Source organism: Paenibacillus sp. FSL R7-0210 (genome assembly GCF_038009085.1).
GTDB classification, from domain to species: Bacteria; Bacillota; Bacilli; order Paenibacillales; family Paenibacillaceae; genus Paenibacillus_AQ; species Paenibacillus_AQ silagei.
The window spans coordinates 6,934,492-6,948,913 of the sequence record NZ_JBBPAR010000001.1; the positions used below are offsets into that span (position 1 = coordinate 6,934,492).

A 14,422-nucleotide genomic window follows, 5' to 3' on the forward strand; every position below is an offset into this window, starting at 1 on the left:
GTAACAATTGTCACTGATAAAATACTGATAAACGTCGAACCATGGCGTAAAATATCGAAAAAATGCCGGGATTATAAATAAAATTCTAAAGCTCTTCTAGCCCATGCAGGAATTTCATCTCTGCAAAAGCCGATTTGTGAGTTCTGGATTTCCATCACCACCTCAGGTTCACTGGTGTTGTCGATAATGGTGACTTCATCTGAGATCTCTAAAGCAGGCTTCAGGTTGCTCAAGGATTCACCGTATCTCCAGCGGATATCTTTTTCGGCAATCCAATGCCCTCCTTGCTCCACTCTTGAAGCTACCCGATCTATATGCATTTGTACATCCTGTAATCCAATATAATACATGACGACTTTATAACCTTGTTGCTTAGCTGTCTTCATGTGACGTAAGACAAAACTTCCCGATAGAGTAGTTTCTATAGCGAAGTTTTCTTTATGACTGATTAGTTCCCTTATTTGCTTTACAGCCTCTCGTCCAGCAGACAGATCTGCACTTCTGGGATTTTCCGGATTAATCCTCTTAGCAATCTGGTCAGGATCAATAATGGTTCCAACATAGTCCCTCAACTGGAAACTAATTGTGCTTTTTCCAGCTCCATTAGTTCCGGCAAAAACCGTCATTACAGATTTAGATTCACTCATGACTAACAAGCTCAGTCCGGTTACCGGCTACATCATAAGTAATTTCGAATTTTTGACCAGTGGCATCTTCACGAATTCGTTTCCCGTTTTTTATATAATAGATGGAAGCTCCTGCTTTCTTGGCTTCTGCGACTGCATGCTGGTTTGCCTTTTTTAGTAACCGTTGTAATTCTTCTCTTTGGGGCAGCATTAGGATAGCACCTCACTTGAATATTGGGATTTATTTTATGATAGTATAACACAACCCAATTCCCCCCCTGAAAATACCCCGACCCTATTTACCCAGCCGCCGGTATTCGTCGACGAACCAGTCCGGCAAGGCGTCGCCGGTCTCTGCAATGTAGGATTCACTGAACTGGGTGAATTTGCGCTGGGCGCGCAGGGGTTTGGCGGTTTCGTAATAGATCGCAATCAGCCGCAGGGCGTAGCTCTCCTCCAGCGGCTCCAGCTCCGTCAGGCGCATGGCGTAATCTTCGGCCTCGTGTGGCCGTGCAGCCTGCACCAATCCCAGGGTAAGCTGCTCCAGCAGCTTGAGGTACAGCCGGCGGTATTTGTCACGGGCGGAATACACCCAGAGGCTGTCCAGCGACTGAAGCAGATCACCGGTGTACAGAGCGGCGGCCTGCTGCATACCCTCTAGCTGGCTGCTTTGCAGCGCAAGCGCCGCAGCTTCCTGGAATTTCTCAATGTCCCCCTCAATCCCCCTCGATTCCAGCCTGTAGTTTTCCCTGCCGAAGGTCAGCTCAATCTTGTCCTCCAGCGCGGCTTTCTTCAAGGTGGTGCGGATCTGGTAGACTGTAGTGTGCAGATATTGCTTGCCCTTCTCGTAATTCCACTGCGGAAACACATCATTCAGGATCACGCTGACACTGCCCTGCCTGTGAATCCACAGATACGCAAATAATTCCTGGGCCTTATGTGTTCTCCACTTCACCAAGCCCTGAGGGCTGGTTAGCTCATAATCCCCCAGGAGCCGGAACGCAGTTGTCCTCCCGGCTGCTCCAGTTGCTCCGGCTGCTCCGGCAGCCCCAGGCGCTAGACGCTTACTGAGCAGCTTGTTCCAGGTCTTGAGCAGCCGCGAAGGATCAACGGGCTTCAGCAGATAATCCATCGCAGACAAGTCGAAGGCTTCGACAGCATAATTCCGGTAGGCGGTTACGAATACGATGTCTGTGTCCGGAGATACTGGCAACAGCTTCTCGGCAAAAGTGAGGCCGGACAGCTCCGGCATCTGGATGTCCAGGAATAGAACATCCGGCTTCAGTTCGGAAGCAGCAGCGAGGGCTTCGCGCGGGTTATCGTACGTCAGGACAGAGGATACTCCTTCACACTGGAGCAGCAGCCGCTTCATCTGATCCAGTGCCGGCCATTCGTCATCAATTACCATTACAGAGATGCTCATACTCAGGAGACCTCCTCCTTCCATGGGATTGTTATCAGTACATCTATACCTCCGCTGGCTCCCCGGGTAAGAATCAGCGGGCGCCCGAACTGTGTGAGCAGCCGGCGGTTAATGTTCCGCAGGCCGATTCCGGTGCCTTCGCCATGCGAAGATCGGTAGTCGTCCTTCATCCACGAGGATAGCTGTTCATCGCTCATTCCCTTTCCGTTGTCCGAGACGGTGATCAGGATATCACCGCCCTCCTGCCGGGTGGAGATGATCACTGTTCCTCCGTCAATTTTCTCCATCAGTCCGTGACGAACAGCATTCTCTACAATGGGCTGCACAATCAGCGGCGGCAGCGGGAATTCACTAACCTCAATATGATACTCGGCATTCAGCCGCTTCCCGAACCGGGCCTGCTCCAGTGACAGATAGGCTTCGATCAGCTCCAGTTCCTTCTCAAATGGAATGGCGGTCTCCTGGTTGCTGAAGTCGAAGCTGCCACGCAGGAAATGGCTCAGATCGTATAGCAGCAGCTGCGTCTTCTCGGTGTCACGCGTACTCATCCAGATGATTGTATTAATAGCGTTGTACAGAAAATGCGGCTTGATCTGCGCACGCAGCATGGCGATCTCCGAGCTGAGCCGCTCGGAGACAGACCGCCTTAGCTGAACCAGCGTGTTAACCCGTCCCTTAAGATCACTCCAGATATAAGGCTTATGGATAAAATCATTGGCTCCGGCGCGGAAGGCCGCCTCGTTGAAGTGAAGCTGCTGCCCGGCTGTAGCCATCAGGATCGGCAGGTCCAGCGGGGTGTAAGTCTGGCGGATGATCCTGCATAGCTCAAGGCCGGACATCTCGGGCATCATAACATCGATCATACAGAGATCGAAATTACGGTCAACAGCCAGCAGCGCAAGCGCCTCCTTGCCGCTGCTGCGGCTTGCGATGCTGTAATTCTCCAGCGACAGCAGGTTGGTCAGAGCCTTCAGGCTGGCATAGTCGTCATCTACGATCAGGATACGCGGCGCATAGGGAACGGCTTGTCCGCTGGACTGCGGCGGATCAGCCGACCGGTATTTCCAGAGGTCATCCAGCATTTCCGGCTGGGTATACGCTTGTCTTAAGAGCGCCTGTTCTCCGGCTTGGGCGGCAGCGGCGGCTTCCGTCTCGTTGCCCGGAAGCGTGAAGGTGAATGTGCTGCCCCGGCCAACCCGGGAAGAGACGGAGATGCTCCCGCCATGCAGCTCTACCAGCTTACGGCTGATCGCAAGGCTCAGCCCGAGGCCTCCGGTCTCAAGGGAATCGGCCTCGCTCAGCTGCTCATAGTCATGGAAGATACACTCCAGCTGATCCTCGGGAATGCCCTTTCCGGTATCGGTGACGGCAATGGAGAGGAACTCCTCCTGCCAGGCGGCCTCGATGACCACGCTGCCGCGGTCCGTGAATTTCAGTGCATTATCCAGCAGGCTATAGAGGATCTGCATCAGCCGCTGTTCATCAGCCTGGACCAGGAAGCGGCCCGGCGGGATGTGATTTTTGATGCGGATGCTGCCCTTCTTGTTCAGGAACTGGAAGACCTCAATGACAATGGCTGCCACCCCCTGGACATCGACGGTCCCCCATTGCAGGGTGATGCGCTGGCGCTTGATCTGCTCATAATCGAGAATATCCCTGACCAGGAAGGCCAGCCTTCTGCCAGTACCGAGAATCAGCCGCATATCCTCCCGCTGGGACGGGCTTAGCGGTCCTCCGGCTCCCTCATGCATGGATAAAGCCACGTTAATGATGGCATTCAGCGGCATACGCAGCTCGGCGGAGGTCTTCAGCAGGAACTCATCCTTATCCCTGTCCTTGCGCTCCAACTGCCGGGACAGCTGCTTAATGGTCTCGTAGGCATGGGCGTGGCGCGCAGACAGGAACAGCCCTTCGGCAAGAATGAAGATCGGACCGGCTACCGGCGGAACAGCGTAGAGTTCGGTACCGAAGAACAGATTGCTGGCTAAGGATAAGGTGAACATGACTGCGGCAATCACACCGATCAGCAGATAGTTAGAACCGGTCTCCCTCAGCCAGGCAGCCTTGACCATGACATAGAAGGTATAGCAGACAGAGATGAAGCTGAAGGCCAGCAGGACCCCTGTAATCCGCGAATATACAGGCAGTGTGGTGAACAGTACAATGGTGCAGAAGCACAAGGCATATACGAAGCAGATCCGCTTGAAGAGCCGGGAATACAGTGCGGGAAACAAAGAATGGGTATAGCTGGACACGCAATAGAACCCGACTACACCCGACACCGCCTGCAGCTTGCTGAATCCTTCATAGGAGAGGGATGGAAGGTACTCGAAGAGCAGCTTCTCACTGTGAGTCAGCATGTAGAGGGCGATCACGAAGCAGTAGACAGCCAGCTGGAGCGAAGACTTGTCCTCTTTGCGCTGCAAGCCCTGGCCGATGAAATAGCAGCCGATAAAAGCAAAGCCTGCCACCAGCAAAGTGTCGTAGGTCCGGTTCCGCTGGTCGATGGCAGCTATAGCAGCAGGCGTGCCGATCCGGATAGGCTCCGCAATGCCTCCGTTTGAATAAGTGAAATTGGATGTATGTATCAGAATCTCCGCCAGGTTATCCTTGCTGTGAAAAATCAGGGAATACGGATGATTGCGCGGCTTGGTGGTCTCCCGGGATTCCCCCGGCGTTCCGCTTCCGCCCAGCCGCTCGCCATTTACATATACTTCGCTGGCATTGCGGATATTGCTCACCTTGAGGGCGAAGGCGGGAACCTCCGGCGGCAGCTGAACCAGCAGACGGTAGGTTGCATATCCGTAGCGGGAGAAGCCGGTAGCCTCCGATGCCCGGCCCCAAGCGCCGGGCACGGACATATAGGCCGGTGCCTCTGCTGTTCCGGATAAGGTATCCAGCGGTTCCAGCAGCTCCTGCCAATAGAATTCCCATTTCCCTTCAAGCGGGTAGACGGCAGAATTATCGAAGGTGCAGGAGGATAAATCGGCCCATCCTGACCTTGGGCTGTAGCAGGCAGACGAGGAGCCGAGCAGGGGGATCAGCGCCACTGCGGCGAGCAGGCCGATGCATAACAGGGCGAGCACTCTTTTGGCCAGCAGACTATAATCAAATGTTCTCATAATTTCATCATATCTCCGGCAGCTTGCGCTTGTCCAGCTTCCTTCTACTTCCCGCCGGAAGTGTTGTATAATTGAAATTCCAGATCGTACTTGAGGAGCGCTGAAGAAATGTTCTATATAGATATTATGTCATGGCTGACCGAGGAGCGCCTGTTGCAGCTGCTGGAGCAATACCGCTCGTTCGGGCCGCTGCCGGGTGTGGGGCTTACCTTCATGAAATCGTTCGTACCTCCGCTGCCGACTATAGCAATTGTAGGGCTTAACGGGGCGGTGTACGGGCTATGGCTGGGGTTCCTGTATTCCTGGATCGGTCTGGTCGCAGGCTGCACGGTCACCTTCCTGATTATCCGCAAGATTGCCGGACATCCCTACCTCACCAAATGGGCCAAGCGGCCCAAGGTAGCCAAAGCGATGACCTGGGTCCGCCAGAGCGGGTTCAGCTATGTGTTCCTGCTTAGCCTGTTCCCGGTGGGTCCGTTCGTGGTGATTAATATGGCGGCGGGTCTGGCCGGAATGCGGCTGCGTTCCTATCTGATTGCACTGTGTGCCGGCAAAGCCATTATGGTATTTGCGGTATCCTACATCGGCAATGATGTGCAGCGGTTCATCCGTCATCCGGCGGAAATCATCTATGTGCTGCTGTTTATCGGAGCTTCTCTGTGGGGGGTTAAAGCGATTGAAGCCAGGTTCGCCCGGCTGGCGCGGGAGCGGGAGCTGCGCGGCCAAGCGCCGCTACAGCACAAATAATTCACGAATCTCCCCGTCCTCTGTAACGCCTCTCTCCCCGGTATGAAGCCAGCTATTGGTGACAGCATTGTAGCGGTAATCCTTGCTCCATTCTCCAATATTGCTGACGATAGACTGTACGGCGAAGACCATATGCTCCACCTCCCGGTCCGTCATGATCGGGTGCAGGGACAGGCGGATCCAGCCCGGCTTCAGCGACTGGTCCCCGGCGTGGATCGCCTGGATAAATGCCTGGGATTGCGCCGGGTTCAGCCCGAGCAGCTGATGGCCGTACGGACCGGCGCAGGAGCAGCCGCCACGCGCCTGAATGCCGAAGCGGTCATTCAGCAGCCGTACCGCGAGATTGTAATGAATCTCCTTCAGCGTGAAGGAGACAATGCCATGCCGCTTACGGTGTAGGCCCTCCAGCACGGAGCAGCCGGGAATCTGCGCCAGCCCCGAGAGCAGCTTCCGGCACAGCTCTTGTTCACGGACGATCATATATTGTCCGGTTCCGTTCATCTGCTCCTTCAGCTTCACGCAGAGGGCGGTGCGGATCGCCTGCAGGAAGCCGGGGGTGCCCCCGTCTTCGCGGACCTCAACATCATCGATGTAGCGGCGTCCGCCCCAGCGGTTCACCCATACCACGGTGCCGCCGCCGGGCTCATCCGGCAGCCGGCCGGTGCAGAGCGCGGTGTCGAACAGCAGCACGCCACCGGTTCCCGGGCCGCCGAGGAATTTATGCGGCGAGAAGAAGATGGCGTCCAGCTTCTCCTGCGGGGCTGCCGGATGCATATTGATCTCCTGATAAGGGGCGCTGGCTGCAAAATCCACGAAGCATACCCCGCCATGCCGGTGCATGAGCGCAGCGAGCTGATGATACGGGGTCTCCATGCCGGTGACATTGGAGCAGGCGGTGAAGGAGCCGATCTTGAAGCGGCGGTTCCGGTAGATCGTCAGTAGCTCCCCGAGCTGCTGCAGATCCACCTCTCCTCCTGGCCCGGATGGAACGGTAACCACATCGCCGAAGCTCTCCTGCCAGGGCAGCAGATTGGAATGATGCTCCATATGACTGATGAAGATAACCGGGCGCTCCTCCGGTGCGCAGAGGGTTTCCTGCTTCAGCCATTCCGGCAGCTTCAGGCCCATAATCCGCAGCAGCTTGTTCACCGCGCCGGTGGTGCCGTTGCCGCAGAAGAGCAGGGCATCTGTGGGGGCGGCGTTCACATGCTGCCGGATGATGCTCCGTGCTTCATGATAAGCCAGGGTCATGGTCAGGCCGGTGGTGTTGGAGTCGGTGTGCGGATTGCTGACATAGGGGCCGAAGGTCTCTTGTATTTTGCGCTCAATCGGCTCATACAGTCGGCCGCTGGCCGTCCAGTCGGCGTACAGCAGCGGCTGCCGTCCGTAGGGGGTGGAGATCAGATGGCGGCTGCCGACAGTGTGCTCACGGAATGCCGCGAAATGCTCTTGCAGTGAAGACGGCGCGTCTGCCGCAGCGGCGCGGTGGATACTCAGCACGGACAATCCCTCCAGGCAATGAATGCTCTATCAATGAGACGGATTCCGGCAGGCGCTGGTGCTGCGCAAGGCAAGTATCGTGTGAGTCGCAGCCTCTGCATGCCCGCCGGGGGTAACCAATCCGTCTTCGTCTGCCTCAGTATATGCCCGGTGGCGTAATTAGGTTAAAGCCCATAGCCATCAGATGAAGAGCTGGATATCGCTCTCCAGCGCATCCTTCAGATACGCGGCGGCATCGATAATCTCCACCTCGGGCAGCAGCTCCTCCGGCTTGAAGCCCATGATCTCCACCGAGAGCTTGCAGGCGTAGAACTTGATGTTCTTTTTGCGCGCGCCCTTCAGAAAATGTATAAGCTTCGGTGCTCCTTGATCCTCCATCATCTCCTCCAGCATCAGCTTGCCGAGCCCGCTGAAGTTCATCCGCGAGAGCGGAAGCTGCTCCGGTCCCTTGGGAGTAATGACATCCATCAGCTTCTCATAGATACTCTTATCCTCTAGCGTCATAGTCTCCGGGTCCCGGACGAGAAACAGCCCCCAGAACGAGAAGAACATCGTAACCTCCACCTCAATATCCCTGGCCGCATTCGCCAAAATCAGCCCGGCCATCGCCTTGTCATACTCCCCGCTGAACATCAGCAGATTCAGTTTTTTGCCCATTCATCAGCCCTCCATCGGTATCCATAGAATGTCATTAGTATGGTTAGGGAGAGGGAAAGTATGCCTGCTGCCCGGCCGGAAGACACAGAAAAGGCTCCCTGGCAGGAGCCTGAAACGTAAATATAAGCTGGTACAGCGGCGAATGCCGAATGTATGCGAAAAACAGCATACATTGTGCTCACATACCGCGTATGGCCGAATGTATGCGAAAAACAGCATACATTGTGTTCATATGCAGGCGTATGGCCAGAATGTATGTGGAAAACAGCATACATTGTGCTCACATAATCTACTGGATGCGGATAGAGAGGGGGGCGAATGGTGGACGGGTTACTCCACGTTGTCTCCAGTCAGCTATCCCCGCTCCACGCATCAAACGCACCGTGTTCCTCACTACTCCTCTCCCTGCTCAGCCTCAGCCCGGCGGGCGTTGTCATAGCGGCGGGCGGACAGCCAGATGCTGCCGGTGAACAGGACGATCAGGCCGAGGATAATGCCGAAGCGCCAGTCTCCGGCCTTGAAGTTGAGCTGAAGGACGGTAAGCACCAGGGCGACCTGGGTCCAGACGAGGGTCCGTTTGCGGAAGGCGGTAATGTCTCCGGCCATCTTCGGCATGCCGCGGATAATCCGGTACGCCAGGAGGGCGAGGATCAGCGCAAACAGGGCGGTTCCGGCCATTTCGCCGGTAGTCAATCTATTCATGGTCTCAGAATCCTTTCGGGTTAACATCGGATGAAGCTAATTATAACGATCCCCATACCCGCGTGCAAAGCATCCGGACAGCTTCAGGAGAACAGCTTGCGGATCTCATCGGCAGGAAGCGGAGGGAAGAACAGGAATCCCTGAATATGCGGGCAATTATGCTGCACCAGGAAGGCCAGCTGCTCCTGCGTCTCGACCCCTTCGGCAATCAGGTCATAGCCAAGCTGGGAGGCGACGAAGACGATGGATTTGATGATGGTCTCATCTATGGAGCTGACGCCGATGCCTGTGATGAAGGTGCGGTCAATCTTGATTTTGTTCACGGGAAAATGCTTCAGGTAATTCAGCGACGAATATTTCGTACCGAAATCATCGATGGAGACGATGATCCCGTGATCGCGCATCTGCTGCAGCAGCGGATAATGCTCCTCTAGTAGTGCGGTGCTCTCGGTGATCTCGAATTCGAGCACACCGGTATCCAGCCCGTACTCGTCAAGCACGGCGAACAGATTCTCAATCAGGTTACGGTTGTAGAACCAGCTGTTGGAGATATTGATTGAGGTCCGCAGCAGCGGCATCCCCAGGCTGCGCCACTCGCAGAGCTGGCGGCACACCTCGCGCAGCACCCAATCGGTGAGCTGGATCATCAGTCCGGCTTCTTCAACGGCAGTGATGAACGTCCCTGGTCCAATCAGCCCCTTCTCGGGGTGATTCCAGCGGATCAGCGCCTCTATGCCGATCATTTCGCCTGTGATGGCGTTGATCTGGGGTTGATAATAAAGCACGAATTCTTCCCGTTCCAGGGCGGAGTGCAGATATTTGGCGATCATCGTCTTCTGCTCCAGCTTCTCGCGCAGCTCCCAGTCGAAGATGAAGTAATTGGTGTCCTCCTGCGACTTGGCCTGATACATCGACATATCGGCGAATTTCAGCAGATCGTCCGTATTCTGCGAATGCTCGGGGTACAGGGAGATGCCAATGCTGGTGGACAGGCTCAGATGCGCTCCCGAGATCAGGAGGGTCTGTGAGATCAGCGTGCTGATCCGCCCGGCGATCACAGGAATATCCGTGTGCGGCAGACCCGCGAAGATCATCACGAATTCATCTCCGCCGGTACGGGCGAACAGCTTGAAGGGCAGGCTCCCGGATTTGAGCCGTCCGGCCAGGGTCTTGATCACCTGATCCCCCGTAGAGTGGCCAAGCGTATCGTTGATCTCCTTGAACCGGTTCAGGTCGAAAAAGAATAAGCTATAGGTCTGTGTGGGCTCCGAGCTCTGCAGCAGACGCTCAAATTCGTCCATGAAGAACCGCCGGTTGGGGATCTCCGTCAGACTGTCGTAGTGCGCAAGCTTTTCATAGAGACGCTTGGAAATACGCAGGTCCCGGGTCCGGATGCTGACCACCCGTTCCAGCTCACGGTTGAAGCGGCTCTGATACCAGAAAATATATAGAATAAAGGCAATCACCAGCAGAAAAGCAATATCGATCCACAGTACGCTGAGCAGCACCTGCCATTTCTTATGCGGTTGCATGGAAGTACCCATCAGCCAGTGCTGATTATAGGTGTTCACGGGAACCGTAAGCTGCGGGTCCTTCGAATGGGCTTCATTGCCGAACAGGAAGGTATGATCCTTGGTGGTGACAGATATTTTGCTGTCCTTATATACAAGCTGGTTAACGATATTATCCATCTTTACGGTGACGGAGACGATGCCCTCCAGAGAGTTATCCTTATAGATGGCCTGCCGGATCACCATGCCATAGCCGCCCTGGGCAAGTGTGCGCGGACCGTCTATTGTAATGCTGCGGGAGCGGAGCGTTTCTTGGATCATGCCGGGAGAGGCCAGGGAGGAATCCAGCAGCAGGCTTCTGCCTAGCAGTGACGAATTACCTTCAAGCGGGTAGAGGTAGCGGATCAGACCATCCGGAGCGATCATGATATTCGTGACATTGCTGGTGTTCTTGGCGTGTGCGGTGACCAGGTAGCTCTGGATTAGTGCGGGATCGGCATCGAAGCCGACGGTTTGGATAAAGGAGCTGACCCCTTTCACAATGGCCACCCGCTCTTCGATGTTCGAGGCCAGCATGACCGCCTGTGAGGCCAGATCCGCCTTCTCGGCTCTATATTCCCGGGCCAGGGATACGGAATAATAATAGAACAGGCAGAGCTGCAGGATGATGATGAAGCCGATGATGATGCTTAAAGGCTTTTTACTAAGGAAAGCCATGGATTGCCCCCGATACCGGAAAAATAAAAGCCGCAGATGTCAAAGTGTATAATAAGCGGTTCCTAGACCGCAGGGAAATGTCGATAAATGTCGTTTGGGTCTCTATAGCATGTCATTATTATCGTGTTTGCGCAAGGGAATTCCTAACAAAACCCGCCTGAATCCAAAAACGGATAAACACCATCTGCATAAAAGGGCAGTAAGCATTTATCCGAGTCTTTGGAGAGAAGGGCATGGCCCTGCCCGGCTGGAAGGCCGGTGCTATTTTTTGAAGATGCCTAGCGGGGCACCAATCGGCAGGAAGGTACGTCCGAAGTGGGCGTTGAGCACAGATGCGCCGCAGCCGTAGAGCGATACGATACCGATAGCCATTTCCGATACGGCAGCCAGCTTGTGGAAGAATTCCGCAGCGACGCCGAAGGCATCCATCGAGAGTCCGAGGAACAGAAAGTCGATCAGGATGAAGATAATCAGCAGTACACGGTTTGCCTCAACAGCACCGAGCGTCATGAAGAGGGTGAACACAAGATATCCTGCAAAAACAAATCCCAGCTGCTTGGGGTCCACGCCCTCTGCCAGCACTGCACCGAATACACCGAGCTTGATCAGCCAGCTTGCCCCCATGCCGAACCAGAAGAACGCATAGGCGCCAAAGGCAGTCATGCCGAAGGTATTGTTGTGCTTGGCATCCTGGATGGATGCGAATAGCTGGGCGAAGGCTCCAAGGAAGATGGCCCATGGAATACAGTAGCTGAGACCTGTTGTAATTTCGAGCTTTTGTGAAGAAGCGACCAGGGTAACGATGGCTAGTCCGAATAAGCCGATGGCGCTGGGGTCGGCGGTAACGATTTTGACGGACTGTGCGGTGTGCGGTTGCGCTGACATAACAATGAAAGCCTCCAATTTTCATAAGTGTTCGCATAGGATAACAGCACCCTAAGTCGGGTGCTGTTATCAGCCTGCCTATCATATCATATCGCCAGTAGCTTGCCTATAAAAGAAGTCTCTTAACGGCCGGTGTAATAATTACCCTGCTCCAGAAAAGAATACAGTGCCTGGGCCTGAAGCGGCCTGCTGATATAGTAGCCCTGAAGCTCGTCGCTGCCCAGCTCCCGCAGCATATCGAATTGCTCTCTATGCTCAATGCCTTCCGAGACTACGCGCAGCCCCAGATTATGGCTCAGCTCGATAATCGCCTTGACGAGCACATCGCCCTGGGCCTCCCGTGACATCTCGGAGATGAAGGAGCGGTCAATCTTGATCACATCCACCGGGAAGCGGCGCAGATAGCTGAGGGAGGAGAAGCCGGTGCCGAAATCATCCAGCGAGATCCGGAACCCGTGGGCCCGAAGCTGCTGCAGCGACAGGAAGATGCCGTCCCCGGAGACGAGCACGCTCTCTGTGATCTCCAGCTCCAGGCTGGAAGCGGGCAGCTCATATTCATCGAGCAGCTCTAAGAGCAGCTCCAGCAGGCCCGGCTGCATGAGCTGCAGCGCGGAGATATTCACTGCGGCGGTGAGCTCAAGGCCCCGGCTGCGGAAATCGCGCATATCAGAGCAGACCTGGCGCAGCACCCAGCTGCCGATGCCAACAATGGAGCCGCTGCTCTCTGCCAGCGGGATGAATTCGGCCGGGGAGACGGGGCCATAGGCTGGGCTGTGCCAGCGCAGCAGGGCCTCCACCTTGGATACCTGCAGTTGTCCCGTGTTGAGAATCGGCTGGTAGTGCAGCTCGAACTCGTTCCCGGCGGCAGCGGAGAGGAGCTGCTGGGCTAGTACCTTTTTGCGCCGGATGCCTGCTTCCAGATCCTCTGAATACTGGAAAATGTTATTACGGCCGGTCTCCTTGACATGGAACATGGCCAGATCTGCCTGCTTGACCAGATAATCGGCGTCTTCCCCGTTCTGCGGATAAATACTGATGCCGATGCTGGCGGTATTATATAGAAGATGCCCCTTGATCCGATGCGGCATGGAGAGGGCTTCCTGAATCCGTGAGAGCTGCCGGGCAATGCTGCCTTCATCAGGCACATCATAGAGCAGAATGGTGAATTCATCTCCGCCGAGCCGGGAGACAACGTCATGCTTGCCGACAACCTGTGTGATGCGGAAGGCGGTCTCCTTCAGGATGGCATCTCCGAAGTCATGGCCGAGGGTATCGTTCACCGTCTTGAAATGATCCAGATCAATGAAGACCAGCACGATCTGCCGGTCACTTCCCTTAACGGCGGCAATCGCTTCATTCAATTTGTCAAAAAACAGCGAGCGGTTGGGCAGACGGGTCAGCGGGTCCAGCATCGATTGCTGCCGCAGCTCATCCTGGGTCTGCTCCAGCGAATCAATCATCCGATTGAATTCAACCTCCACTTCACTGAATTCATCCTTGCCTGAGCTGGGAATCCGGATGGAGAGATCCTTGCTGCTGCCGATCATTCGGATGTTGCGTACCAGAGTGGACATCCTTCTCAGAATGAACCGGTTCACGAAGAGGAGGCTGGCACCCAGCATTAGCAGAATGGAGATGAAATAGAACATACGGAAGGTGGAGAGCGACTTGAGCCCGCTGTTGTAGAACTGCCGCGGCTCCTTCAGGGTGAGGACCATCCCGGGATCTTCGAACAGGTCGTCCAGTATGGTATGGATGGACATCTGCCCGCCCCGGGCGGGGCTGGTCCAGACGCGTTCCCCTCCGCTGTCCGCAAGCAGCGGGGTAGTGAGACGCGACATCTCCATTGTGGACAGGGTATCCTCCCAGATCTGTGCGATTCCATCCTGGTGCAGCATCCGTCCGGCAATGGCCGTTCCGATGACCGGCTTGTTCTTGCTGCTGTTAAGAATAGGCGTAAGGGTAATTAGCATAGTCCCTTTATCCAGATTAACGAAGCCGCTCCGGCTCTTGCCGGGAGATCCCGGCACAGGCAGACGGCTTCGGATCAGCTTAATTAACGTCAGTTGCTCCTCAGTTAGCGGGGTGAATATTCCTGCCGGAAGGTCGTAGGAGCCGCCGTACAGTGGTTGTCCATCCAGATCAAGCAGGGCAATCATATCGAAATGATTCATTGGATAAGCAGCCGTACTGCCGGAGTCCGCAGAGCCGGTAGCCACTACGTTCTCTATGAAGCGGTAGGTTTCATCCCGGACGGCAACATCAAGGAGTCCCGTTCTCAGGTTGTCCAGCTCTTGATGATAAGCTGCGGTGGCCTTGCTCAGGTTGCGCTTCAGCTCTGCCTCGTCCAGCTTCTCGAAGCGGTTCAGCAGAAACACATGAAGCATCAGATAGGTGGAGCCAATGCCGAGGATAGCGACAAAACTAATGAAGATGATTATTTTTTTGCGGAGTTTCATCTGATCCCCTTCATTATTTAAGATTTAATAGGAAATAAGTACCATCGGTAATAGTGTACCACGATTAGGGAAT

The 14,422-nt window shown here is 55.1% G+C and carries 11 protein-coding genes; 1 reads left to right on the top strand and 10 read right to left on the bottom strand.

Translation table 11 applies throughout. The features are described from left to right. Positions 1-71: 71 nt before the first annotated feature. The 4 genes from MKY64_RS29520 to MKY64_RS29535 form a co-directional block, all read right to left on the bottom strand. Entirely contained in the window at positions 72-647 is a 576-nt protein-coding gene (locus tag MKY64_RS29520) for a zeta toxin family protein (RefSeq protein ID WP_340957446.1), read from the bottom strand. Then, on the bottom strand, positions 640-837 hold the full coding sequence (locus MKY64_RS29525) for a hypothetical protein (RefSeq protein WP_036728216.1): 198 nt from the start codon (positions 835-837) through the stop codon (positions 640-642). Before MKY64_RS29525 ends, MKY64_RS29520 begins: the two co-directional genes overlap by 8 nt. An 84-nt stretch (positions 838-921) precedes the next feature. Continuing rightward, positions 922-2,049, bottom strand: coding sequence for a response regulator (locus MKY64_RS29530; protein ID WP_340957447.1), 1,128 nt, complete (start codon positions 2,047-2,049; stop codon positions 922-924). A gap of 2 nt (positions 2,050-2,051) precedes the next feature. Further along, positions 2,052-5,171, bottom strand: coding sequence for an ATP-binding protein (locus tag MKY64_RS29535; RefSeq protein ID WP_340957448.1), 3,120 nt, complete (start codon positions 5,169-5,171; stop codon positions 2,052-2,054). A gap of 108 nt (positions 5,172-5,279) precedes the next feature. On the opposite strand from MKY64_RS29535, the gene MKY64_RS29540 reads away from it, so the two are divergent. After that, positions 5,280-5,918 (top strand): TVP38/TMEM64 family protein, encoded by a 639-nt coding sequence (locus MKY64_RS29540; protein WP_036728222.1) that lies wholly within the window; start codon positions 5,280-5,282, stop codon positions 5,916-5,918. On the opposite strand, the gene MKY64_RS29545 is transcribed toward MKY64_RS29540, so the two are convergent. The 6 genes from MKY64_RS29545 to MKY64_RS29570 form a co-directional block, all read right to left on the bottom strand. After that, positions 5,904-7,418, bottom strand: coding sequence for an aminotransferase class V-fold PLP-dependent enzyme (locus MKY64_RS29545; protein WP_036728224.1), 1,515 nt, complete (start codon positions 7,416-7,418; stop codon positions 5,904-5,906). The genes MKY64_RS29540 and MKY64_RS29545 overlap by 15 nt on opposite strands. Positions 7,419-7,598: 180 nt before the next feature. Next, positions 7,599-8,075 carry a DsrE/DsrF/DrsH-like family protein gene (locus MKY64_RS29550; RefSeq protein WP_076080972.1) on the bottom strand — a complete coding sequence of 159 codons (477 nt, stop codon included), beginning with the start codon at positions 8,073-8,075 and terminating at the stop codon, positions 7,599-7,601. Positions 8,076-8,468: 393 nt separating this feature from the next. Then, positions 8,469-8,777: a hypothetical protein gene (locus MKY64_RS29555; protein ID WP_036728227.1), complete on the bottom strand. Its 309-nt coding sequence runs from the start codon at positions 8,775-8,777 to the stop codon at positions 8,469-8,471. Positions 8,778-8,860: 83 nt separating this feature from the next. Continuing rightward, a complete protein-coding gene (locus MKY64_RS29560) occupies positions 8,861-11,005 on the bottom strand; it encodes a bifunctional diguanylate cyclase/phosphodiesterase (RefSeq protein ID WP_051478262.1) in 2,145 nt (714 codons plus the stop codon). 261 nt (positions 11,006-11,266) lie between these two features. After that, on the bottom strand, positions 11,267-11,890 hold the full coding sequence (locus MKY64_RS29565; protein ID WP_036692138.1) for an acetate uptake transporter: 624 nt from the start codon (positions 11,888-11,890) through the stop codon (positions 11,267-11,269). A 122-nt stretch (positions 11,891-12,012) separates the two neighbouring features. After that, positions 12,013-14,349 (bottom strand): bifunctional diguanylate cyclase/phosphodiesterase, encoded by a 2,337-nt coding sequence (locus tag MKY64_RS29570; RefSeq protein WP_340957454.1) that lies wholly within the window; start codon positions 14,347-14,349, stop codon positions 12,013-12,015. Positions 14,350-14,422: the final 73 nt, after the last annotated feature.

Bases quoted from the DNA above. Each gene is read 5' to 3' on its own strand.
- MKY64_RS29555 (WP_036728227.1), bottom strand. From the start codon at position 8,777: ATGAATAGATTGACTACCGGCGAAATGGCCGGAACCGCCCTGTTTGCG.
- MKY64_RS29550 (WP_076080972.1), bottom strand. From the start codon at position 8,075: ATGGGCAAAAAACTGAATCTGCTGATGTTCAGCGGGGAGTATGACAAG.
- MKY64_RS29540 (WP_036728222.1), top strand. From the start codon at position 5,280: ATGTTCTATATAGATATTATGTCATGGCTGACCGAGGAGCGCCTGTTG.
- MKY64_RS29565 (WP_036692138.1), bottom strand. From the start codon at position 11,890: ATGTCAGCGCAACCGCACACCGCACAGTCCGTCAAAATCGTTACCGCC.
- MKY64_RS29525 (WP_036728216.1), bottom strand. From the start codon at position 837: ATGCTGCCCCAAAGAGAAGAATTACAACGGTTACTAAAAAAGGCAAAC.
- MKY64_RS29530 (WP_340957447.1), bottom strand. From the start codon at position 2,049: ATGAGCATCTCTGTAATGGTAATTGATGACGAATGGCCGGCACTGGAT.
- MKY64_RS29520 (WP_340957446.1), bottom strand. From the start codon at position 647: ATGAGTGAATCTAAATCTGTAATGACGGTTTTTGCCGGAACTAATGGA.
- MKY64_RS29570 (WP_340957454.1), bottom strand. From the start codon at position 14,349: ATGAAACTCCGCAAAAAAATAATCATCTTCATTAGTTTTGTCGCTATC.
- MKY64_RS29535 (WP_340957448.1), bottom strand. From the start codon at position 5,171: ATGAGAACATTTGATTATAGTCTGCTGGCCAAAAGAGTGCTCGCCCTG.
- MKY64_RS29560 (WP_051478262.1), bottom strand. From the start codon at position 11,005: ATGGCTTTCCTTAGTAAAAAGCCTTTAAGCATCATCATCGGCTTCATC.